Source organism: Pseudonocardia sp. ICBG162 (assembly GCF_020496225.1).
GTDB lineage: Bacteria > Actinomycetota > Actinomycetes > Mycobacteriales > Pseudonocardiaceae > Pseudonocardia > Pseudonocardia alni.
The window spans coordinates 122,746-142,877 of record NZ_JAHLJD010000017.1 but is presented as its reverse complement, the minus strand read 5'-3'; the positions used below and the strand labels follow the sequence as shown (position 1 = coordinate 142,877).

The window sequence follows — 20,132 nt, the reverse complement described above, 5'->3', positions numbered from 1 at the left end:
TCGGGTCAGGTGCGGAAGGTGACCTGGAGGGTCGGGGCGCTGGTGTCGGCGAAGAAGTCGTTGCCCTTGTCGTCCATCACGACGAACGCCGGGAAGTCCTCGACCTCGATCTTCCAGACCGCCTCCATGCCGAGCTCGGGGTACTCGAGCACGTCGACCTTGCGGATGCAGTCCTGCGCCAGGCGGGCGGCCGGGCCACCGATGGAGCCCAGGTAGAAGCCGCCGTTCGCGGCGCAGGAGTCCACGACCTGCTTCGACCGGTTCCCCTTCGCCAGCATCACCAGGGACCCGCCGGCCTCCTGGAACTGCTGGACGTAGGAGTCCATCCGGCCGGCCGTCGTCGGACCGAAGGAGCCCGAGGCGTAACCCTCGGGGGTCTTGGCCGGTCCGGCGTAGTAGACGGCGTGGTCCTTGAGGTACTGCGGCATCGGCTCGCCGGCGTCGAGCCGCTCGGCGATCTTGGCGTGCGCGATGTCGCGGGCGACGACCAGCGGCCCGGTCAGCGACAGCCGGGTCTTCACCGGCAGCTGCGACAGCTGCGCGCGGATCTCGTCCATCGGCCGGTTCAGGTCGACCCGCACGACCTCGTCGGACAGGTCGGCGTCGGTGGCCTCGGGCAGGTACTGGGCCGGGTCGCGCTCCAGCTGCTCCAGGTAGACCCCGGACGGGGTGATCTTCGCCTTGGCCTGGCGGTCCGCGGAGCAGGACACCGCGACGCCGACCGGCAGCGAGGCGCCGTGGCGGGGCAGCCGGATGACGCGGACGTCGTGGCAGAAGTACTTGCCGCCGAACTGGGCGCCGATCCCGAAGTTGCGGGTCAGCTCCAGGACCTGCTGCTCCAGGTCGGTGTCGCGGATGGCGTGCCCGAGCGGCGAGCCCTCGGTCGGCAGGTTGTCCAGGTAGCGGGCCGAGGCCAGCTTCGCGACCTTCAGGTTGAACTCCGCCGACATGCCGCCGACGACGATCGCCAGGTGGTACGGCGGGCAGGCCGCGGTACCGAGGCTGCGCAGCTTCTCGTCCAGGAACGCCGCGAGCCGCTTCGGGTTCAGCAGCGCCTTCGTCTCCTGGTAGAGGAAGGTCTTGTTGGCCGAGCCGCCGCCCTTGGCCATGACCAGGAACTCGTAGTACGGGTCCCGGCCCGGCTTGGCGTACAGCTCGACCTGCGCGGGCAGGTTGGTGCCGGTGTTCTTCTCGTCCCAGAAGCTGATCGGCGCCATTTGGCTGTAGCGCAGGTTCAGCTCCTGGTAGGCCTCGAAGACCCCGCGCGACACCGCGGCCTCGTCGTCGCCGCCGGTCAGCACGGTCTCGGTCTTCTTGCCGACGATGATCGCGGTGCCGGTGTCCTGACACATCGGCAGCACCCCGCCCGCGGACACGCAGGCGTTGCGCAGCAGGTCGGTCGCGACGAACCGGTCGTTGCCGGACGCCTCGGGGTCGTCGATGATGGCGCGCAGCTGCTTCAGGTGCGAGGGTCGCAGCAGGTGCTGGATGTCGGTGACGGCCGCGCGGACCAGTCCGGTGATCGTCTCCGGAGGGACCTCGAGGAAGGTGCGGCCCGCGGCCTCGGTCACGGTTCCCGCGGGCAGGTCGAGCTCGCGGTACTCGGTGTCGTCCGGGCCGAGCGGGAGCACGTCGGTGTGGTGGAACTCGGGCATGGCGGGGACGCTACCGGCCGTCGCCGGGCGGGCACCGCAGGTGGAGACGCAGACGACGTGTGAGGCGCACTAACCGGACGACCCTCCGGTTAGTGCTGTAGTGTGGGCCACATGCCTGGCTCGATCCTGGGAACCTCCGTCCGCCGCGTCGAGGACGCCGACCTGATCACCGGTGCGAGCACCTTCGTCGGCAACCTGGTCCACGGTGCCGACGCACCGGCGGGCCTGGCCCACGTGGCGTTCGTCCGCTCGCCGGTGGCGCACGCGCTGCTCACCGGCATCGACACCACCGAGGCCGCGGCCGCGCCCGGCGTCCTCGCCGTGTACACCGCGGCCGACCTCGACCTGCCCGCCCATCACGGCCTGATGGTCCTCAACCCCGCGCTGCCGCGTCCGCCGCTGGCGACCGACCGGGTGCGGTTCGTCGGCGAGGCGGTGGCGCTGGTCGTCGCCGAGAGCCGCGCCGCCGCCGTCGACGCCACCGAGCTCGTCGAGGTCGACTACGACCCGCTGCCCGCGGTCACCGACATCGAGGCCGCGCTCGCCGACGACGCCCCGCTGCAGTTCCCCGACCAGGGCAGCAACCTGGCCGCGGGCGAGCGGGGGACCGGCGACCCGCTCGACGGCGCCGAGGTCGTCGTCCGCGCGCGGATGGTGAACCAGCGCGTCGCGGCCGTCCCGATGGAGGGCAACGCGATCGTCGCCGACCCCACCACCACCGACTTCCCGCTCACCGTGCACATCTCCACCCAGATGCCGCACGGCTTCCGCACCCAGCTCGCCGGACTGACCGGACTGGAGACCGACCAGGTCCGGGTGATCGCCCCGCACGTCGGCGGCGGGTTCGGAGCGAAGGCCGGTGTGCTCGCCGAGCACACCGCGACCGTCGTCGCCGCCCGGGCGCTGGGGCGGCCGCTGGCCTGGGTCGAGACCCGCTCGGAGAACCTCGTCTCGATGCCGCACGGCCGCGGCCAGGTCGGCTACTACGAGCTCGGCCTCACCCGCGACGGCCGGATGACCGGCCTGCGCGTGCGGGTCGTCGGGGACTCCGGGGCCTACGCGGGCTTCGGCGGCGCGCTGCCGCTGCGCACCACCTACCTCATGGCGACCGGCGTCTACGACATCACGAACCTGCGCTACGACGCCGTCTCCGCGCTGACCAACACCACCCCGATGGGCGCCTTCCGCGGCGCGGGACGCCCCGAGGCCGCCGCCCACCTGGAGCGCCTGGTCGACGTCGCCGCCGCCGAGCTGGGCATCGACCCGGTCGAGCTGCGCCGGCGCAACCTGCTCGCGCCCGACGTCTTCCCGTACACGACCCCGACCGGCGCCCGCTACGACGTCGGCGACTACGACCTGCCGCTGCGCGAGGCCCTGCGCATCGCCGGCTACGACGAGCTGCGCGCCGAGCAGGCCCGCCGCCGCGAGGCGGGCGACCCGGTGCGCCTGGGCATCGGCATCGCGGTCTACGTCGAGGTCACCGCCGGGGGCGGGGGCGGCGAGTACGGCTCGGTGACCGTGCACGACGACGGCTCGGCGACGGTGTCGGCCGGCACCTCGGCCCACGGGCAGGGGCACGCGACGTCGTTCGCGATGCTGGTGTCGGACCGGCTCGGGATCCCGATGGACCGGATCCGCTACGTCCAGTCCGACACCGCGCTCGTCCCGCGCGGCGCCGGGACCGGCGGCTCGCGGTCGCTGCAGCTCGGCGGGACCGCGGTGTCCGAGGCCGCGCACGAGCTGTACGAGCGGGCCCGCAAGCTCGCCGCACACCTGCTGGAGGCCGCCGCGGAGGACGTCGAGATCACCGACGACGGCACCTTCGGCGTCGCCGGTGTGCCGGGCGGCCCGACCGCGACCTGGAGCGACGTGCACCGCCAGGCCGCCGCGACGGGGGAGGAGCTGCACGTCGGGCTCGACTCCGCGCAGGACGGCGCGACCTTCCCGTTCGGGGCGCACCTGTCGGTCGTCGAGGTCGACACCGACACCGGCCGGGTCACGCCGCGCCGGCACGTCGCCGTCGACGACTGCGGGCGGATCCTGAACCCGCTGCTCGTCGAGGGCCAGCAGCACGGCGGGCTCGCCCAGGGCGTCGCGCAGGCGCTGCACGAGGAGGTCCTGTTCGACGACGAGGGCCAGCCCCTGACCTCCAGCCTCGCCGCGTACACGATCCCGACCGCGGCCGACCTGTTCTCCTTCGAGACCGCGACGACCGAGACCCCGACCCCGCTGAACTCGCTCGGCGCCAAGGGCATCGGCGAGTCCGCGACGATCGGGTCGACCCCGGCGGTGCAGAACGCCGTGGTCGACGCGCTGTCCGACCTGGGTGTGCGGCACATCGACCTGCCCTGCACCCCCGAGCGGGTCTGGCGGGCGGTCGCCGCGGCCCGCGCCGGGGCGCCGGAGCAGGCGTGGCGTGAGCCGCCCGCGGTCTTCGACGACCTGCCGGTGCGGGGCGGTGGCGCCGAGGACGACGCGGCGATCTGACCCCGGGGCCGGTCGCGGCGGGGCGCGGACGGACCGTGCCGGCGCGGCGGGTGCGGTTCCCCGACGGGTGCCCCGCCGTCCCCGGGGCGGCGGAGCGGGGATCGCGCCCCGTCCACGGGTGTCGCCCGTACGGGTGACTTCCGCCTGTCGACCGGCCGGGACGCGCGGTAACCCACCCCCTGACTGTTCCGCGCGTCCCCGGTGGCGCAGACTCTGCGCCGGACCGCAACCGATACCGGGAGGCACCCGCACGATGAGGCTCGCGACGATCCGGACCGCGACCGGGCACCGGGCGGTGCGCGTCGACGGCGACACCGCCGTCGAGACGGGGGAGGCCGACGTGCGGGCGCTGCTGGAGCGCCCCGACTGGGCCGAGCACGCCGCGGGCGCGGCGGGCCCGGTGCACGAGACCGCGGGCCTGGACTACGCGCCGCTGGTGCCGTCGCCCGAGAAGATCATCTGCATCGGGCTGAACTACCGCGACCACGTGCTCGAGATGGGCAACGAGCTGCCCGAGTACCCCACGGTCTTCGGCAAGTTCGCGCCCGCCCTGATCGGCGCCCACGACGAGATCGAGCTGCCCGAGCAGTCCGACCGCGTGGACTACGAGGCGGAGCTGGCCATCGTGATCGGGCGTTCGGTCCGGCGCGCCGACCGCGAGGCGGCGACGGCCGCCATCGCCGGGTACACCGTGCTCAACGACGTGTCGATGCGCGACTACCAGCGGCGCACCAAGCAGTTCCTGCAGGGCAAGACCTGGGAGCACTCCACGCCGCTCGGGCCGGTGCTGGTCACCCCCGACGAGCTGCCCGCCGACCCGGCCGCCGGTGGCGCGCTGCGGATCTCCTCGGAGCTGTCCGGGGAGACCATGCAGGACTCCACGACCGACCAGCTCGTGTTCGGCGCGGTGGACCTGGTCGTCTACCTGTCGGAGATCCTCACGCTCAACCCGGGCGACGTCATCGCCACCGGCACCCCGGGCGGCGTCGGCGACGCGCGCACGCCCCCGCGCTACCTCACCGACGGCGCCGAGATCGTCACCGCGGTGGAGGGGATCGGCGAGTGCCGCAACGTGTGCCGGGCGGTGCGGTGAGCCTCGCACGCACCCCCGGTGACGGCCGCGCCGTCGTCCCGCCGCCGGTGGGCGACGCGCTGGCCTGGGCCGGTGACGGCCAGGCCCACCTGCGCGGGCTGATGACCCGGATGGCCGGTGAGGCGTTCCGCGCCCCGTCGGCGCTGCCGGGCTGGACCCGCGCGCACGTGCTCACCCACCTGGCCCGCAACGCCGATGCCATGGTGAACCTGCTGACCTGGGCGCGGACCGGCGTCGAGACCCCGGCCTACCCCGATCCCGCGTCCCGCGACGCCGACATCGAGGCCGGTGCCGGGCGCAGCTCCGACGAGATCCGCGCCGACGTCGTCGCCGCCTCCGACCGGCTCGCCGACGCGGTCCGGGCGATGCCGGAGAAGGCCTGGTCGGCGACCGTGCGCAACCCGCAGGGCGTCGAGATGCCGGTGACGGCGGTGCCCTGGAACCGGGCCCGCGAGGTGTGGATCCACGCCGTCGACCTCGACGTCGGCGCCTCGTTCAAGGACCTGCCGATCCCGATGCGGGAGGTGCTGGTCGCCGACGTGGTCGCGCGGCTGGAGCGCAAGCCCGGCTGCCCGCACGTGCGCCTGGAGGAGGTCCGCACCGGCGCGACGCTGGAGTTCGGGCCGGGGCCCGCCGGGCCGGACGGCGCCGAGCCGCGCGACCTCGGCACGGTCCGCGGCAAGGCGCACGACATCATCGCCTGGCTGCTCGGCCGCCCGTTCGACAAGGGCCTGCGCGACGCCGACGGGAAGCTCCCGCCGCCGCTACCGGTCTGGCTCTGACCCCGGCTCCGCCGCGGGCCGGTCGCGGCCCTCGAGCGCGTCCAGGCGGGCGGTGGCCCGGCCGAGCTGGCGGGCCATCTCGTCGAGCCGGGCCTGCAGCAGCGCCATCTCCGCGGTGAGCACGGCGACCGCGCCCGCCGCGGCGACCGGGTCGCCGATCAGGCCGTCGGCCGCCTCGGTGCCGTGCGGGTCGGGGTGCTCGGCGAACCCCGCCGCGTCGTCGGGCGTGGTCAGCGGGCCCGCCGCGACGTCGTCGGGCAGCAGGGTGAGCTCGGCCAGCTCGGCGAAGCGCTGCGCCGACAGCACCGGGCGCGCCCCGGCGCACCGCAGGCACACCGGTTCCAGCCGGCGCCAGCCGTGCTGCCCGGAGCCGGTGTCGGCCAGCACCGCGACCCGCGCCCCGCAGCGGCAGGGCCGCATCCGGATCGTGCGCACCCGCTGCCGGGCGTAGCGCAGGCCCAGCTCGTAGCGGCGGAACCGGCCGGAGACGGCCACCTCGAGCAGGATCGCGCCCTGGTGCTCGGGCGCGCACGCCAGCTCGCGGGCGTCGTCGGCCGTGTGGAAGCAGTAGAACCCGCAGTCGCACCACCGCGACGGGCAGGCGTGCCGGCAACCGTGCGCGCACACCGCGTCGTCGACGGTGCGGTAGACGTGCGCCCGCCCGAGCGTCACACCGCTGAAGCCCGCCGTCGTGCCGTCCGCGGACAGCATCGGGAACGCCAGCTTGTGGCCCTCCAACGGGCCGGTCGGGTACTCCAGCGGGGTCCGGCGGAACAGCCCGCGCACCCGGTCAGTCCTCGCGGGACCCCGAGTGCGCCGGCTGCTCGACGGCCGGCGTCCACTCGGTGAACTCGGGCTCGACGGTGCGCGCCGGGCGCGGGCGCTCCTGGGCGTCGGCCACCCGGTCGGCCTCGTGGTCCACGGCGAATCCCTCGGAGATCTTGCGGCCCAGCCTCATGACGCCTCCCGTGTGCTCCGGGTCCCGGCCACCTGGTGGACGTGGCCGCCGTCACCAGGCTGACCGTTCGTCGCGGGGTTGTCCAGGGCGGAACGGGTGAGGAGGGGCCGGGGACGGATCACAGCCGGCGCCCGGCCCGGCCTCGGTAACGTCCTGTGCCAGGACGGGGACCGGGGGTGGTCGATGCGGGGCGAGGCGCGCTACGGGCTCGAGCACGAGCTCGCGCTGCTGCGGGACGACGGGACGGTGGCCGACCACCGGTCGCTGACCCACGCCCAGGTCGCGGCGGTCGTCGACGAGCTCCCGGAGCTGCCCGGGGACCAGTCGGACCTGCGGATCGGCGACGCCGGCATCCGCCGCAAGCGCTGGTACGCCGAGGGCTACGAGCGTCTCGACGATGACGGCGGGCTGCTCCGGTTCGAGCCCAAGGGCATCGAGATCCGGACCCGCGTGCACGACTCGGTCCAGGCCGCCGTCGACGCGCTGGCCGCCGACGCGGTCACCCTGGCCGCGGTGGCCGCCCGGCACGGGCTGCGCCCCGTCGCGTTCGCCCACCACCCGCAGCTGTCGGCCTACCGGCTGGACCCGCCGCCGAACGCCCACGAGCGGGCGCTGATGGCGGCCTCGCCGGAGGAGCGGACCTCGCACCTGCACATGGTGACCTGGGGGCCGGACCTGAACCTGTCGTTCCCCGAGTCGGGCACCGACCCCGCCGTGCTGGCCGACGCGGCGGCGAAGCTGACCTTCTACAGCCCCTACCTGGTGCCGTGGTCGTTCTCCTCGCCGTTCCGCGACGGCGGTGTCTGGGGCGGGCTGTCGGCACGCACCGCGCGTCGCACCGGGGCGCGCCCGGCGGCGCTGGCCTACCTGCCGCCCGACGCCCCGCTGATGGCGACCGACCCCAGCCTGGTGCGGCACGCGGGCATCCCCGGGGAGGTGGGGCGGATCGAGTTCAAGGCGTTCGACGCCGTCCCGGTGGTCGCGGGGGAGGAACCCGCCGACGGTGTGGGCACCGACCTGCCCGCGGCGCTGCTGAGCCTGCTGACCGGCCTGCTGCGCGACGACACGCTGCCCGGCCGGCGTCGGACCCCGGACGCGGCGGCGCACCGCCGCTCGGCGCTGCGGGGCTGGGCGGACCCGGCGGTGCGGGCGGGGTCGCAGGCCGTCCTCGACGCCGCGACCGCCGCGCTGGCCGGCGACGACGCCCACGGCGCGCGGCTGGCGTCGCTGGCCCGGCGGCTGGCGCGCCGCGAGACCCCCGCGGACCGGATGCTGGCCCGCCACCGCGCGGGCGGCGGCATCCCGGGGCTCGGGCACCCGGCGACGCGCGCCACCGACTGACCGGCGGGGCCCCGGCGACGCGCGCCGGGGCCCCGGTCCGGCTCAGCGGTAGCTGTGCTCCTCGGCGGGGTACTCGCCGTGCGCCACGTCGGCGGCGAACGCGGCCGCCGCGTCGTGCAGGGCCGAGCCGAGCTCCGCGTACTTCTTGACGAAGCGCGGCACCTTCCCGCGGTTCATCCCGGCCATGTCCGACCAGACGAGGACCTGGGCGTCGCAGTCGGGCCCGGCGCCGATGCCGACGGTCGGGATGCGCAGCTCCCCGGTCACCCGCTTGGCGACGTCGGCGGGCACCATCTCCAGCACGACGGCGAACGCGCCCGCCTCCTGCACGGCCAGCGCGTCCTCGACGAGCCGGTCGGCGGCGTCGCCGCGACCCTGGATGCGGAACCCGCCCAGCGCGTGCTCGCTCTGCGGGGTGAACCCGAGGTGGCCCATCACCGGCACGCCGGACGCGGTGAGCGCCTCGACCTGCGGCGCGAACCGCGCACCGCCCTCGAGCTTGACCGCGTGCGCCCCGCCCTCCTTCATGAACCGGAACGCCGTCTCCTGCGCCTGCGCGGGGGAGATCTGGTAGCTGCCGAACGGCAGGTCGGCGACGACGAGCGCGCTGCGGGCGCCGCGCACCACGGCCCGGGTCAGCGGGACCAGGTCGTCGACCGTGACCGGGATGGTGTTGTCGTGGCCGAACACGTTGTTGCCCGCGGAGTCGCCGACGAGCAGCACCGGGATGCCGGCGTCGTCGAAGATCTCGGCGGAGTAGACGTCGTAGGCGGTCAGCATGGGCCAGCGCCGGCCCTCCTGCTTCCACTGCAGCAGGTGGTGGACGCGGGTCCGCTTCGGCGGGGTCGCGGGCGCCCGGTACGGGGCCGCCACCTCTCCGCTCTCCTGTGTGCTCACCGGTGAGCTCCTTCCGTGCCTCGAGGCCCACGCTGGTCGTGGGTCCCCGGGTTCGCCGTCGATGGCGGACGCCAGGGTGGCAGCGCACGGGCCCGGACCGCCCCGTGGTGTGGGCACCCTCACCCGGGCCGTGACCCGCGACCGGTCACCGTCGGGGGTCGGTGGCATGCTCACGGTCATGCTCCCTCGGCTGTTGCGACCACGTGCCCACCGACGAGAGACACCGGGGGCGGCCCGCCGGCGGACGCGTCCGGCCGCGCTCGCCGTGCTCGGCGCGGCGACCCTCGTCCTGGTCGGCGCGTGCGCCGACGCGGGCACCGGTGACCAGCCGCAGGCCGCGCAGAACCCGCCGGAGCTCGCGCAGTTCTACGACCAGCAGCTGCAGTGGGGCGCCTGCGCGGACTACGCCCCCACCGCGGACGACGCGCAGACCTACGCCGACCCGCAGTTCGACTGCACCCGGGTGACCGTCCCGCAGGACTACGCCCAGCCCGGCGACGGCAAGACCATGCAGATTGCGCTGCTGCGCAAGAAGGCGACCGGCGCGAAGATCGGCTCGCTGTTCGCCGACCCGGGCGGCCCCGGCGCCTCGGGCACCTCGTTCGTCGCGCGCCAGGCCGCCACCTGGGCCACCAACGGCCTGGGGGACCGGTTCGACCTGGTCGGGTTCGACCCGCGCGGCACCGGCGCCAGCATGCCGCGGATCCAGTGCCTCACCGACAAGGAGAACGACGAGGAGCGCACGAAGGTCTTCGCCGACCCCTCGCCCGCCGGGGTCGCCGCCGCCGAGGCCGACAGCCGCCAGTTCGCCGAGCGCTGCACCCAGCGCACCGGGGCCGACGTGCTGGCGAACGTCGGCACCCGTGACGTCGCGAAGGACATGGACGTCATGCGGGCCGCCGTCGGCGACCAGAAGATGACCTACGCCGGCTTCTCCTACGGCACCGAGCTCGGCACCGCCTACGCCGAGGCGTTCCCGCAGAACGTCCGCGCGCTGCTGCTCGACGGCGCGATCGACCCGACGCAGTCGACCATCGACTCCACGGTCAAGCAGAACGCCGGGTTCCAGCTCGCGTTCGACAACTTCGCCAAGGACTGCACCAGCCGCCCCGGCTGCCCGCTGGGCACCGACCCGGCGAAGGCGACCCAGGCGTTCCAGGCGGTCATGCGGCCACTGATCGACACGCCCGCGAAGGTCGGCGACGGGCGCGTCCTGAGCTTCTCCGACGCCCAGACCGGCGTCAGCCAGGCGCTCTACGTCTCCCAGCTGTGGCCCGCCCTGCAGCGCGGGATCTCGCAGGTCGCGAACGGCAACGGCGACCTGCTGATGCGCCTGGCCGACCTCTACTACGAGCGTGACGACCAGGGCCGCTACTCGAACATGCTGCAGGCCTTCCAGTCGATCAGCTGCGTGAACCAGCCGGCGCTCAAGGAGCCGTCGGAGGCCCTGGAGCTGGCGACGCGGGCCGACGAGGCCGCCCCGTTCCGCTCCACCGGCCGCGGCCCGGTCGGTGCCCGCGACGCGTGCGCGTTCTGGCCGGTCCCGCCCACCAGCGAGCCGCACACGCCGAAGGTCGACGGGCTCCCGCCGGTCGTCGTGGTGTCGGTCACCGGTGACCCGGCCACGCCGTACCAGGCCGGGGTCGACCTGGCCCAGCAGCTGAACGGCAGCCTGATCAAGGTCAACGGCAACCAGCACACCGCGTCGCTGCAGGGTGACGCGTGCACCGACAAGCTCGCGATCGACTATCTGGTGAACCTCACGCTCCCGCCGCAGGGCGCGGAGTGCACGCTCTCGCCGAGCTGAGGGCCGTCGCCGGGGCTGTGCGGGCGACCACGACCGGGTCGCCCGCACACCCCGGTAACTTCCGCGTAACACGGGGTTCCTAGGCTCCGCCGCATGGACCGCCAGCAGGAGTTCGTGCTCCGCACGCTCGAGGAACGCGACATCCGTTTCGTCCGTCTCTGGTTCACGGACGTGCTCGGATACCTCAAGTCGGTGGCGGTGGCCCCGGCCGAGCTGGAGGGCGCCTTCGCCGAGGGCATCGGCTTCGACGGCTCGGCCATCGAGGGCTTCGCCCGCGTCTACGAGTCCGACATGGTCGCCAAGCCCGACCCGTCGACGTTCCAGGTGCTGCCCTGGGAGACCGCCTCGGGCGAGCACTACTCGGCGCGGATGTTCTGCGACATCGCCATGCCCGACGGGTCGCCGTCCTGGGCCGACCCGCGGCACGTGCTGACCCGCGCGCTGAACAAGGCGGGCGAGGCCGGGTTCACCTGCTACGTGCACCCGGAGATCGAGTTCTACCTGCTGCGCGACCTGCCCGGCGACGGCACCCGGCCCATCCCGGCGGACTCCGGCGGCTACTTCGACCAGGCCAGCCACGACGTCGCCCCGCACTTCCGGCGCAACACCATCGAGACGCTGGAGTCGATGGGCATCTCGGTGGAGTTCTCCCACCACGAGGGCGGCCCCGGCCAGCAGGAGATCGACCTGCGCTACGCCGACGCCCTGACCATGGCCGACAACCTCATGACGTTCCGCTACGTCGTGAAGGAGGTCGCGCTCACCCAGGGCGTGCGGGCCTCGTTCATGCCCAAGCCGTTCTCCGAGCACCCCGGCTCGGCCATGCACACGCACTTCTCGCTGTTCGAGGGCGACCACAACGCCTTCCACGACCCGGACGACCCCTACGAGCTGTCCGCGACCGGCAAGGCGTTCGTCGCCGGCGTGCTCAAGCACGCCCGGGAGATCACCGCCGTCACCAACCAGTGGGTCAACTCCTACAAGCGCCTCATCACCGGCGGCGAGGCCCCGACGGCGGTGTCCTGGGGCCACGCGAACCGCTCCGCGCTGGTCCGGGTCCCGATGTACTCGCCGGGCAAGTCGTCGTCGCGGCGGGTGGAGGTCCGCACGCTGGACTCCTCGTGCAACCCCTACCTCGCCTACGCGGTCATCCTGGGCGCCGGCCTCACCGGCATCCAGAAGGGCTACGAGCTGCCCCCGCCCACCGAGGACGACGTGTGGGCCCTGACCGACACCGAGCGCCGGGCGCTGGGCTACGAGCTGCTCCCGCAGAACCTCACCGAGGCCCTCGACGTCATGGAGAAGAGCGAGCTCGTCGCCGAGTACCTCGGCGAGCACGTGTTCGACTTCTTCCTGCGGAACAAGCGGGCCGAGTGGGACGCCTACCGCCGGAACGTGACGCCGCACGAGCTCGCGACGTATCTTCCCGTGCTGTGACCGACTTCTCGGACGAGATCATCCTGGGCCCGCTGCCGAAGGGCATCACGCGGGCCGGCGAGGGCCAGTACAAGCGGGTGTGGAACGTGCTGGGCCACACCTACTGGGCGAAGGTCGTCAGCGAGACCAGCTTCGCCTTCGAGACCCTCGACCCGCCCGGCACGGGCGTCCCGCCGCACGTGCACCCGACCCAGGACGAGCACATCCACGTCCTCGACGGCGTGTTCACGCTCTACCTGGACGGGCAGTGGGAGAAGGCCGGGCCGGGCGACACCGTCCTCATGCCCAAGGGCCTGCCGCACGCCTACTACAACAAGGAGCAGGGCAACGCCCGCGCGCTGTTCTGGGTCAGCCCGGCCGGCCGGCTGGCGTCGCTGTTCGACCGGCTGCACGACCTGACCGACCCGGCCGAGGTCGTGCGGCAGTCGGCGCTGCACGACGTCGACTTCCTGCCGCCGGGCAGCGTCCCCGGCGCCGACTAGCTGTGATGCCCAGCCAGGTTGTTCAACCTGGTGATGGGTGTGGCCTTTCCGATTGCCGAGTGGGGCCTGTGGTGGTTGTAGTCGTGGACCCATGCTGGCAGAGCCGCGAGTCGGGCTGACTCGGAGTTGTAGAGCTTCTTGAAGGCCCAGCCCTCGGCCAGGGTCCTGTGGAAGCGCTCGATCTTCCCGTTCGTCTGCGGCCGGTAGGGCCGTGTCTTTTTCGGGGTGATGCCCAGCTCGGCACAGGTGTCGCGCCAGAGATGAGACTTGTAGCAGCCGCCGTTGTCGCTGAGCACGCGTTTGACCGTGACACCGCGGCAGGCGAACCAGGCGACCGCGTTACGCAGGACCGCGGCCGCGGTCTGCTTGGTCTCGTCCTCGTGTGCTTCGACATAGGCGACTCGAGAGTGATCGTCGATGACGGTGTGCAGGTAGCAGGTGCCCAGCAGAGGCTGGTGGTACCGACTCCTGGGCAGACCGGTTCGTGTCGAGGTCACCGCACGGTTCTTCTCGCCTTGTCGACGACCGACGTAGCGCCATCCGCCTCCGTCGGGGACCTTGCCGAGCTTCTTGACATCGACGTGGATCAAGTCGCCGGGCGCCTCGTGCTCGTAGCGGCGGATCGGCTCGCCAGTAGCCCGGTCGATGTGGGTGAGCCGGTTGATGCGACAGCGCACGAGCACGGCGTGCACGGTCGAGGACGCCATGTCGAGCCGGTCGCCGATCTCGACCGGTCCCAGGCGCTGCTTCCAGCGCAGGTGCACGATCTTGCGGACCACCGGCGCCGGCGTGCGGTTCGGCTGGTGACGGGGGGCCGAGGACCGGTCGTGCATCCCGGCCGGGCCTTCATCGCGGTAGCGCTGGGCCCACTTGTTCGCAGTCCGCCACGAGACGTCGTAGCGCTCGGCGGCGCGGGCCACAGACCAGCCTAGATCGACGACCAAGCGAGCGAGTCGGAGTCGGGCACGACAGGTGAGCGCGGCATTGGAGTGGGTAGCGTGGGACACGAAGGCCTCCTGGGTGCGGAGCGGTTCCTCGACAGCTCCACTCCACACCCGGGAGGCCTTCGCCCATCTACAGATCAGACCGTGTCGTCACACGATCTCGACCAACGTGCCTGGGCATCACAACTAGTACTACAGTCGCGTTTATGTTGAGGGTGATCGGTGTGTTTCCGGTTCTGGTGTTCGTGACTGTGTTAACCCTTGGCGGTGGGTGACGATATTGGTGTGGCGGATGTGCGGGAGTGGGCGGCGGGTCTGGACGAGATCGCGCGGTTGATTGGGTCGCGGTTCGCGCGTTCGGAGCCGCGGGCGAACGCGGTCGCGTATGTGCGGGGGCTGCTCTCGGAGCGGGAGCGGAAGAACTCGTGGACGATCTCCGAGCAGGCCGGTCAGCCGGTGCCGGATCCGATGCAGCGGCTGCTGTCGACGACGGACTGGGATCCCGATGCAGTGCGGGACGATCTGCGCACGTATGTCGTTGCGCACCTGGGCGACCGGGCTGGGATCCTCGTCGTCGACGAGACCGGGTTCCTGAAGAAGGGAGACCGGTCGGCGGGTGTCGCGCGGCAATACACCGGCACGGCGGGTCGGATTGAGAACGCGCAGGTCGGTGTGTTCCTGACCTATGCGACGCCGCATGGGCGGACGTTCCTGGACGGGGAGCTGTATCTGCCGAAGGCGTGGACCGAGGATCGCCCCCGATGTGACCGTGCGGGGATCCCTGCTGATCGTGAGTTCCGCACCAAGCCCGAGCTGGCGGTCGAGATGATCGCCCGCGCGATCGACGGCGGGGTTCCGGCGTCGTGGGTGACCGGCGATGCCGTCTACGGACAGCACTACCGGCTCCGCAAGAGCCTCGAAGACCGTCAGATGAGCTACGTGCTCGCGATCCCCTCCAACCAGCGCGTGATCGCCAAGACCACCTCGTCGATCATCGGGAGCGAGTACCGGGCCGACGCGCTCATCGCAGGACTGCCGGCCACCGCGTGGCGCAGCAGGTCAGCCGGCGCCGGATCGAAGGGCGACCGTCGCTACGCGTGGGCGCGGGCGCGGATCAACGGGGAACGCGATCCCGACGCCGAGTACTGGCTGCTGGCCCGCCGCAGCCTGACTGCCCCCTCAGAGCTGGCGTACTACCTCTGCCACACGCCCAAGCGAGTCGCGCTCAGCGAGCTGGCCCGGGTCGCCGGCGCGCGGTGGGCGATCGAGGAGACCTTCCAGACCGCGAAAGGCCAGACCGGCCTCGATCATTACCAAGTCCGGCAATACACCGGCTGGTACCGGCACATCACTCTCTCCATGCTCGCGCACGCCTTCCTCACCGTGACACGGTCAAAAAGGGGGCTCTCCACGCCGACAGCGGCGAGCTCATCGCGCTGAGCCTGCCCGAGATCCGCCACCTCATCGCCACCCTCGCACTGGACACGATCGCCGACCCCGGCCACGTGCTGCGCCGCTCACGCTGGCGACGAAGACACCAACACACCGCCCAACAGCACCACTACCAACACCGCAGCCACAACCCATAAACGCGACTGTAGTACTAGCGGGTGTTGCCCGACGCGCGGTGGTAACCGGCGAAGATCTCCTCGAGCTCCTCGCCGGTGATCACCGCGTCGAGGTCGTCGAAGCCGTCGGGCGCGCGGCGCTCGACCTCGTCGATGACCCGTTCCGGGCCGCCCACGCGGTTGCGGAGCACGACGTCGGCGGTCATCGGCAGCCGCTCGGCCTCGTAGGCGGCCAGCGCCGCCGCCGGGTCGCCGCCCGCGGCCAGGTGTCGGGCGAGCGACTCGGCGTCGAGGATCGCCTGCCCGGCGCCGTTGGAGCCCATCGGGACCATCGGGTGCGCGGCGTCGCCGAGCAGGGTGACCCGCCCGTGCGACCAGCGCGGCAGCGGGTCCCGGTCGCACATCGGGAACTCGAAGATCTCCGGTGTCGCGGCGACCAGCGCGAGGTGGTCGACGTCGTCCAGGTGGAAGCGACGGGCGTGGGCGAGGGTCTCGTCGCGGTCGGCGGGCCGTGACCAGTCCTGGCGCTGCGGGGCGGGGTCGCCGTCGGCGCCGGTCGCGATGCACACCGCCCAGTTGGTGAGGACCGTCCCCGGCGCGCTGCCGGCGCCGACCGGGTAGACCACCAGCTTGGCCGCGTTCCCGCCCGCGACGACCATCGAGCGGCCCCCGCGGAACGCCGGCCAGTCCGTCGCGCCGCGCCACATCGACACCCCGTTCCAGTGCGGCGGTCCCTCGCCGGGGAACAGACCGGCCCGCACGGCGGAGTGGATGCCGTCCGCGCCGACCAGCACGTCGCCGGTCGCCTCCGGCAGGGCGTCGTCGGCGAAGCGGACCCGGACACCCCCGTCGGAGTGCTCGACGGCGGCGACCCGGTGCCGGGTGCGGATCGCCTCGGGCCCCAGCCGTGCGCGCACGGCGTCGGTGAGCATCCGGTGCACCCGGCCGCGGTGCCCGGCGACCTGCGGGAACGCGAAGCCGGCCGCCACCCCGCAGGGCCTGCGCAGGATCGGCTGCCCGAGCCGGTGGGCGTAGGTGAGGTCGGTGGTCGCGATGCCGACGTCGGCCAGCTCCGCGGACAGGCCGAGCCCGTCGAGCACCCGCACGGCGTGCGGGAGCAGGTTGAACCCGACACCGAGCTCACCCGCGCCGGACCCCTGCTCGTAGACCGTGGACCCGATCCCGGCCCGCTCCAGGGCCAGGGCCGTGGTCAGTCCTCCGATACCTCCACCGACGATCACGACGTGCATGCCCCGAGCCTGACCGCTGAACGCCCCTGAGGGAAGGGCGGCCCGCGATGGGGCAGGATCACCGGTCATGGACCGTCGCACGGGGACCTCGCTCGCCCGGCTCGGCCTCACCGGTGAGGACGCGGCCACGACCCTGCGCGGTCTGGGCTGGTGGGCGGCCGACGGGCCGGCGCCCGGCTGCGAGGAGATCATGTGGGCGCTGGCCCGCAGCCCCGACCAGTCCCTCGCCCTGCGGGCGGTCGAGCGGCTGGCGCAGACCGCCCCGTGGCCCGCGATCGACCGGGCGCTGCGCACCGACCGCGGGCTGCGGGGGCGCCTGTTCGCGACCCTGGGGTCGTCGACGGCGCTGGGCGACCACCTCGTCGGCCACCCGGACCGCTGGCCGCTGCTGGCCGACACCGCCGAGCGCGGTGACCCGCCGCCGGACCTGGCCCGGCGCACCGCGAACCTGCTGCGCGCGGTCGGGGCCGACCCGGCCGCGCCGCCGCCGGGGACGGCCGGGGGAGCGCGGGCGACGCTGACCGGCGCCGAGGCCGTCGCCGCGCTGCGCACGGCCTACCGCGACGAGCTGCTCGGCCTCGCCTCGGCCGACCTGGCCGCCGTCGGGGACCCGGGGCTGCCGGTGATGGAGGTCGACGACGTCGCCGCCCAGCTCGCCGACCTCGCCGAGGCCGCGCTGTCGGCCTCGCTGGCGGTGGCCGCGGCCGAGCAGGACCCGCCCGAGGAGCTGCGGCTCGCGATCATCGGTCTGGGCAAGTGCGGCGGCCGGGAGCTCAACTACGTCTCCGACGTCGACGTCGTGTTCGTCGCCGAGCCCGGCGGGGAGCTCACCCAGGCCGCGACGAAGCTCGCGTCACGGGTCATGCGCATCGCGGGGGAGGCCTGCTTCGAGGTCGACGCGAACCTGCGCCCCGAGGGCCGTCAGGGTGCGCTGGTGCGGACCCTGGACGGGCACGTGTCCTACTACAAGCGGTGGGCGAAGACCTGGGAGTTCCAGGCGCTGCTCAAGGCCCGTCCGATCGCCGGGGACCCGGTGCTGGGCCGCTTCTACATCGACGCACTCGACCCGATGGTGTGGCAGGCCTGCACCCGCGACGACTTCGTCAGCGACGTGCAGGCCATGCGCGCCCGGGTCATCGAGAACATCCCCTCCGAGCAGCGCGAACGCGAGCTGAAGCTCGGCCGCGGCGGGCTGCGCGACGTCGAGTTCGCCGTCCAGCTGCTGCAGCTGGTGCACGGCCGGGGCGACGACACCCTGCACTCGGGCAACACCCTGGTCGCGCTGGCCGCGCTGTCGGAGAGCGGCTACGTCGGCCGCGACGACGGCGCCAACCTCGCCGCGTCCTACCGGTTCCTGCGCCTGCTGGAGCACCGGCTGCAGCTGCAGAAGCTGCGCCGCACCCACCTGCTCCCGGCCGCCGACGACACCGACGGGCTGCGCTGGCTCGCCCGGGCCGCGCGGATCCGCCCGGACGGGCGCCGCGACGTCGTCGGCGTGCTGGTCGACGAGTGGCAGCGCAACGCGCGCCGCGTCACCCGGCTGCACGAGAAGCTGTTCTACCGGCCGCTGCTGTCGGCGGTGTCCCGGCTGGCCGCCGACGGCGCCGACGCCGTGCTGTCCCCGGAGGCGGCGAAGGCACGGATGAAGGCGCTGGGCTGGGCGTCGCCGGAGGGGGCGCTCGGGCACCTGCGGGCGCTCACCGGCGGGGTGTCGCGGGCCGCGTCGATCCAGCGGGCGCTGCTGCCGGTGCTGCTGGACTCGCTGTCGCGCAGCCCCGACCCCGACCGCGGCCTGCTCGCCTACCGGCGGGTGTCCGAGGCGCTCGCCGACACCCCCTGGTACCTGCGGCTGCTGCGCGACGAGGGCGCGGTCGCGCAGCGGCTGATGACGCTGCTCGGCACGTCGGCGCTGGTCCCGGACCTGCTGGCCCGCGCGCCGGAGGTGCTGCGGATGCTCGCCACCTCCTCGGGGGTGCAGAGCCCGGAGCTGACCCGGGACCCGGCCGAGGTGTCGATGGCGCTGCGCACCACCGTCGCCCGGCAGAGCACGCCGGAGGCCGCGGTGGCGTCGGCGCGGTCCTACCGCCGGCACGAGATGCTGCGGATCGCCTGCGCCGACCTGCTCGGCCTGCTGCCCGTCGACGCGGTGTGCACGGCGCTGAACTCGGTGAACGAGGCGGTGCTGGCCGCGACCCTGGACGCGGTGCTGCGCGCGGAGTCCGAGCGCCCGGCCGTCCTGTCGGTGATCGGGATGGGCCGCCTCGGCGGCGGCGAGTCCAGCTACGGCAGCGACGCCGACGTCATGTTCGTCTGCAGGCCCGCCGAGGGCGTCGACGACCACACCGCGGTGCGGTGGGCGACGCGGGTCGTGGAACGGGTGCGGCGGCTGCTCGGCTCACCCAGCCCGGATCCGGAGCTGCCGGTCGACGCGGACCTGCGCCCGGAGGGCCGGTCCGGGCCGATGGTGCGCACCCTGGCCTCCTACCGCGAGTACTACGCCCGCTGGGGCGAGGTGTGGGAGGCCCAGGCGCTGCTGCGGGCCCGCCCGATCGCGGGGGACCGGACGCTGGGCCGCGAGTTCACCGCGCTGATCGACCCGATCCGCTACCCGGCCGACGGCGTGTCGGCGGCCTCGGTGTCGGAGATCCGCCGGATCAAGGCCCGGGTCGACGCCGAGCGCCTGCCCCGCGGCGCGGACCGCACCACCCACACCAAGCTCGGCCTGGGCGGGCTGGCCGACGTCGAGTGGACGGTGCAGCTGCTGCAGCTCCAGCATGCGGGCGACGTCCCCGAGCTGCGCACCCCGTCGACGCTGCACGGGCTGCACGAGGCCGCGGAGGCCGGGCTGATCAGCGCCGGGGACGCCGCCGAGCTGGAGGAGGGCTGGCGCACCGCGACCGCGGCCCGCAACGCGATCATGCTGGTCAAGGGCAAGCCCGGCGACCAGCTCCCGCGTTCGGGGCGGGAACTGGCCGCCGTCGCCGTCGCGCTCGGGTACCCGGCGGGCGGCGACCCGGGGGAGTTCCTCGACGACTACAAGCGCGTCACGCGGCGGGCCCGCGCGGTCGTCGAGCGGGTGTTCTACGGCTGGTCCGAGGACTGACCGGCCGGTGCCGACCGGAGCGCCGCGGCGAACCACTCGAACGCCGGGACCGCGGGCTCCCGGGCCGGCCAGCCGTTGAGCACCCCGAGCAGCGTCCAGTAGCGCTCGACGCGACGGTCGGCGAACAGCTCGACGCTGTCCGCGGTCCGGGCGCGGGCCGCCGCGTCCTGCCCCTCGACGCCGGGGATGCGGGCGAGGACCCGGGCTCGCCGGGTCGACGCCCGCGGCGAGCGCGGCCCCGGCGTGCTCGGCCACCGCGGCCGGGTCGGCCTGCTGCTCCCGGTGCTCAGGAGCGGTGGCGCCGGCGACGGCCATCTCCCGGCACCGG

The 20,132-nt window shown here is 73.7% G+C and carries 15 protein-coding genes; 9 read left to right on the top strand and 6 right to left on the bottom strand.

Translation table 11 applies throughout. The features are described 5' to 3' along the window. Positions 1-5 precede the first annotated feature (5 nt). Positions 6-1,655 (bottom strand): fumarate hydratase, encoded by a 1,650-nt coding sequence (locus KPL60_RS14750; RefSeq protein WP_226357720.1) that lies wholly within the window; start codon positions 1,653-1,655, stop codon positions 6-8. A gap of 111 nt (positions 1,656-1,766) precedes the next feature. Here KPL60_RS14750 and KPL60_RS14745 point away from each other — a divergent pair, with 111 nt between their 5' ends. The 3 genes from KPL60_RS14745 to KPL60_RS14735 all read left to right on the top strand — a co-directional run bounded on the left by KPL60_RS14745 (position 1,767) and on the right by KPL60_RS14735 (position 6,017). After that, complete coding sequence (locus tag KPL60_RS14745) at positions 1,767-4,142, top strand: xanthine dehydrogenase family protein molybdopterin-binding subunit (protein WP_226366171.1); 2,376 nt, start codon at positions 1,767-1,769, stop codon at positions 4,140-4,142. A 253-nt stretch (positions 4,143-4,395) separates the two neighbouring features. After that, positions 4,396-5,235, top strand: coding sequence for a fumarylacetoacetate hydrolase family protein (locus KPL60_RS14740; RefSeq protein ID WP_226357718.1), 840 nt, complete (start codon positions 4,396-4,398; stop codon positions 5,233-5,235). Continuing rightward, positions 5,232-6,017: a maleylpyruvate isomerase family mycothiol-dependent enzyme gene (locus tag KPL60_RS14735; protein WP_226357717.1), complete on the top strand. Its 786-nt coding sequence runs from the start codon at positions 5,232-5,234 to the stop codon at positions 6,015-6,017. The genes KPL60_RS14740 and KPL60_RS14735 overlap by 4 nt, the downstream gene beginning before the upstream one ends. Here KPL60_RS14735 and KPL60_RS14730 read toward each other — a convergent pair. Both KPL60_RS14730 and KPL60_RS14725 read right to left on the bottom strand, forming a co-directional pair. Continuing rightward, entirely contained in the window at positions 6,000-6,803 is an 804-nt protein-coding gene (locus tag KPL60_RS14730) for a hypothetical protein (RefSeq protein WP_226357716.1), read from the bottom strand. The genes KPL60_RS14735 and KPL60_RS14730 overlap by 18 nt on opposite strands. 4 nt (positions 6,804-6,807) lie before the next feature. Continuing rightward, positions 6,808-6,975 carry a hypothetical protein gene (locus KPL60_RS14725; RefSeq protein ID WP_208822403.1) on the bottom strand — a complete coding sequence of 56 codons (168 nt, stop codon included), beginning with the start codon at positions 6,973-6,975 and terminating at the stop codon, positions 6,808-6,810. A 183-nt stretch (positions 6,976-7,158) separates the two neighbouring features. On the opposite strand from KPL60_RS14725, the gene KPL60_RS14720 reads away from it, so the two are divergent. Further along, entirely contained in the window at positions 7,159-8,316 is a 1,158-nt protein-coding gene (locus tag KPL60_RS14720; RefSeq protein ID WP_226366170.1) for a glutamate-cysteine ligase family protein, read from the top strand. 42 nt (positions 8,317-8,358) lie between these two features. Here KPL60_RS14720 and panB read toward each other — a convergent pair whose 3' ends face one another. After that, positions 8,359-9,213 carry a 3-methyl-2-oxobutanoate hydroxymethyltransferase gene (gene panB / locus KPL60_RS14715; protein WP_224402110.1) on the bottom strand — a complete coding sequence of 285 codons (855 nt, stop codon included), beginning with the start codon at positions 9,211-9,213 and terminating at the stop codon, positions 8,359-8,361. A gap of 178 nt (positions 9,214-9,391) precedes the next feature. Between panB and KPL60_RS14710 the strand changes: the two genes are divergently transcribed. From KPL60_RS14710 to KPL60_RS14700, 3 genes are all read left to right on the top strand, one after another. Beyond that, positions 9,392-11,020: an alpha/beta hydrolase gene (locus tag KPL60_RS14710; protein WP_226357713.1), complete on the top strand. Its 1,629-nt coding sequence runs from the start codon at positions 9,392-9,394 to the stop codon at positions 11,018-11,020. Between the two features lie 93 nt (positions 11,021-11,113). Beyond that, the gene (gene glnA / locus KPL60_RS14705; protein ID WP_226357712.1) at positions 11,114-12,457 is read left to right on the top strand and encodes a type I glutamate--ammonia ligase; all 1,344 of its coding nucleotides are present in this window, start codon (positions 11,114-11,116) and stop codon (positions 12,455-12,457) included. Beyond that, entirely contained in the window at positions 12,454-12,939 is a 486-nt protein-coding gene (locus tag KPL60_RS14700) for a cupin domain-containing protein (RefSeq protein ID WP_226366169.1), read from the top strand. The genes glnA and KPL60_RS14700 overlap by 4 nt, the downstream gene beginning before the upstream one ends. Here KPL60_RS14700 and KPL60_RS14695 read toward each other — a convergent pair. After that, entirely contained in the window at positions 12,936-13,946 is a 1,011-nt protein-coding gene (locus tag KPL60_RS14695; protein ID WP_226365102.1) for an IS481 family transposase, read from the bottom strand. The genes KPL60_RS14700 and KPL60_RS14695 overlap by 4 nt on opposite strands. A 222-nt stretch (positions 13,947-14,168) precedes the next feature. On the opposite strand from KPL60_RS14695, the gene KPL60_RS14690 reads away from it, so the two are divergent. Next, positions 14,169-15,323 (top strand): IS701 family transposase, encoded by a 1,155-nt coding sequence (locus KPL60_RS14690; RefSeq protein WP_374228582.1) that lies wholly within the window; start codon positions 14,169-14,171, stop codon positions 15,321-15,323. Between the two features lie 163 nt (positions 15,324-15,486). Here KPL60_RS14690 and KPL60_RS14685 read toward each other — a convergent pair whose 3' ends face one another. Further along, entirely contained in the window at positions 15,487-16,701 is a 1,215-nt protein-coding gene (locus KPL60_RS14685; RefSeq protein WP_226366168.1) for an FAD-dependent monooxygenase, read from the bottom strand. Between the two features lie 67 nt (positions 16,702-16,768). Between KPL60_RS14685 and KPL60_RS14680 the strand changes: the two genes are divergently transcribed. Then, complete coding sequence (locus KPL60_RS14680; protein ID WP_226366167.1) at positions 16,769-19,804, top strand: bifunctional [glutamine synthetase] adenylyltransferase/[glutamine synthetase]-adenylyl-L-tyrosine phosphorylase; 3,036 nt, start codon at positions 16,769-16,771, stop codon at positions 19,802-19,804. Positions 19,805-20,132: the final 328 nt, after the last annotated feature.

What these genes read in the sequence shown, in the direction of transcription:
- KPL60_RS14750 (WP_226357720.1), bottom strand. Translation starts at nt 1,655, where the DNA reads ATGCCCGAGTTCCACCACACCGACGTGCTCCCGCTCGGCCCGGACGAC.
- KPL60_RS14745 (WP_226366171.1), top strand. Translation starts at nt 1,767, where the DNA reads ATGCCTGGCTCGATCCTGGGAACCTCCGTCCGCCGCGTCGAGGACGCC.
- KPL60_RS14740 (WP_226357718.1), top strand. Translation starts at nt 4,396, where the DNA reads ATGAGGCTCGCGACGATCCGGACCGCGACCGGGCACCGGGCGGTGCGC.
- KPL60_RS14725 (WP_208822403.1), bottom strand. Translation starts at nt 6,975, where the DNA reads ATGAGGCTGGGCCGCAAGATCTCCGAGGGATTCGCCGTGGACCACGAG.
- KPL60_RS14720 (WP_226366170.1), top strand. Translation starts at nt 7,159, where the DNA reads ATGCGGGGCGAGGCGCGCTACGGGCTCGAGCACGAGCTCGCGCTGCTG.
- KPL60_RS14710 (WP_226357713.1), top strand. Translation starts at nt 9,392, where the DNA reads ATGCTCCCTCGGCTGTTGCGACCACGTGCCCACCGACGAGAGACACCG.
- glnA (WP_226357712.1), top strand. Translation starts at nt 11,114, where the DNA reads ATGGACCGCCAGCAGGAGTTCGTGCTCCGCACGCTCGAGGAACGCGAC.
- KPL60_RS14685 (WP_226366168.1), bottom strand. Translation starts at nt 16,701, where the DNA reads ATGCACGTCGTGATCGTCGGTGGAGGTATCGGAGGACTGACCACGGCC.
- KPL60_RS14680 (WP_226366167.1), top strand. Translation starts at nt 16,769, where the DNA reads ATGGACCGTCGCACGGGGACCTCGCTCGCCCGGCTCGGCCTCACCGGT.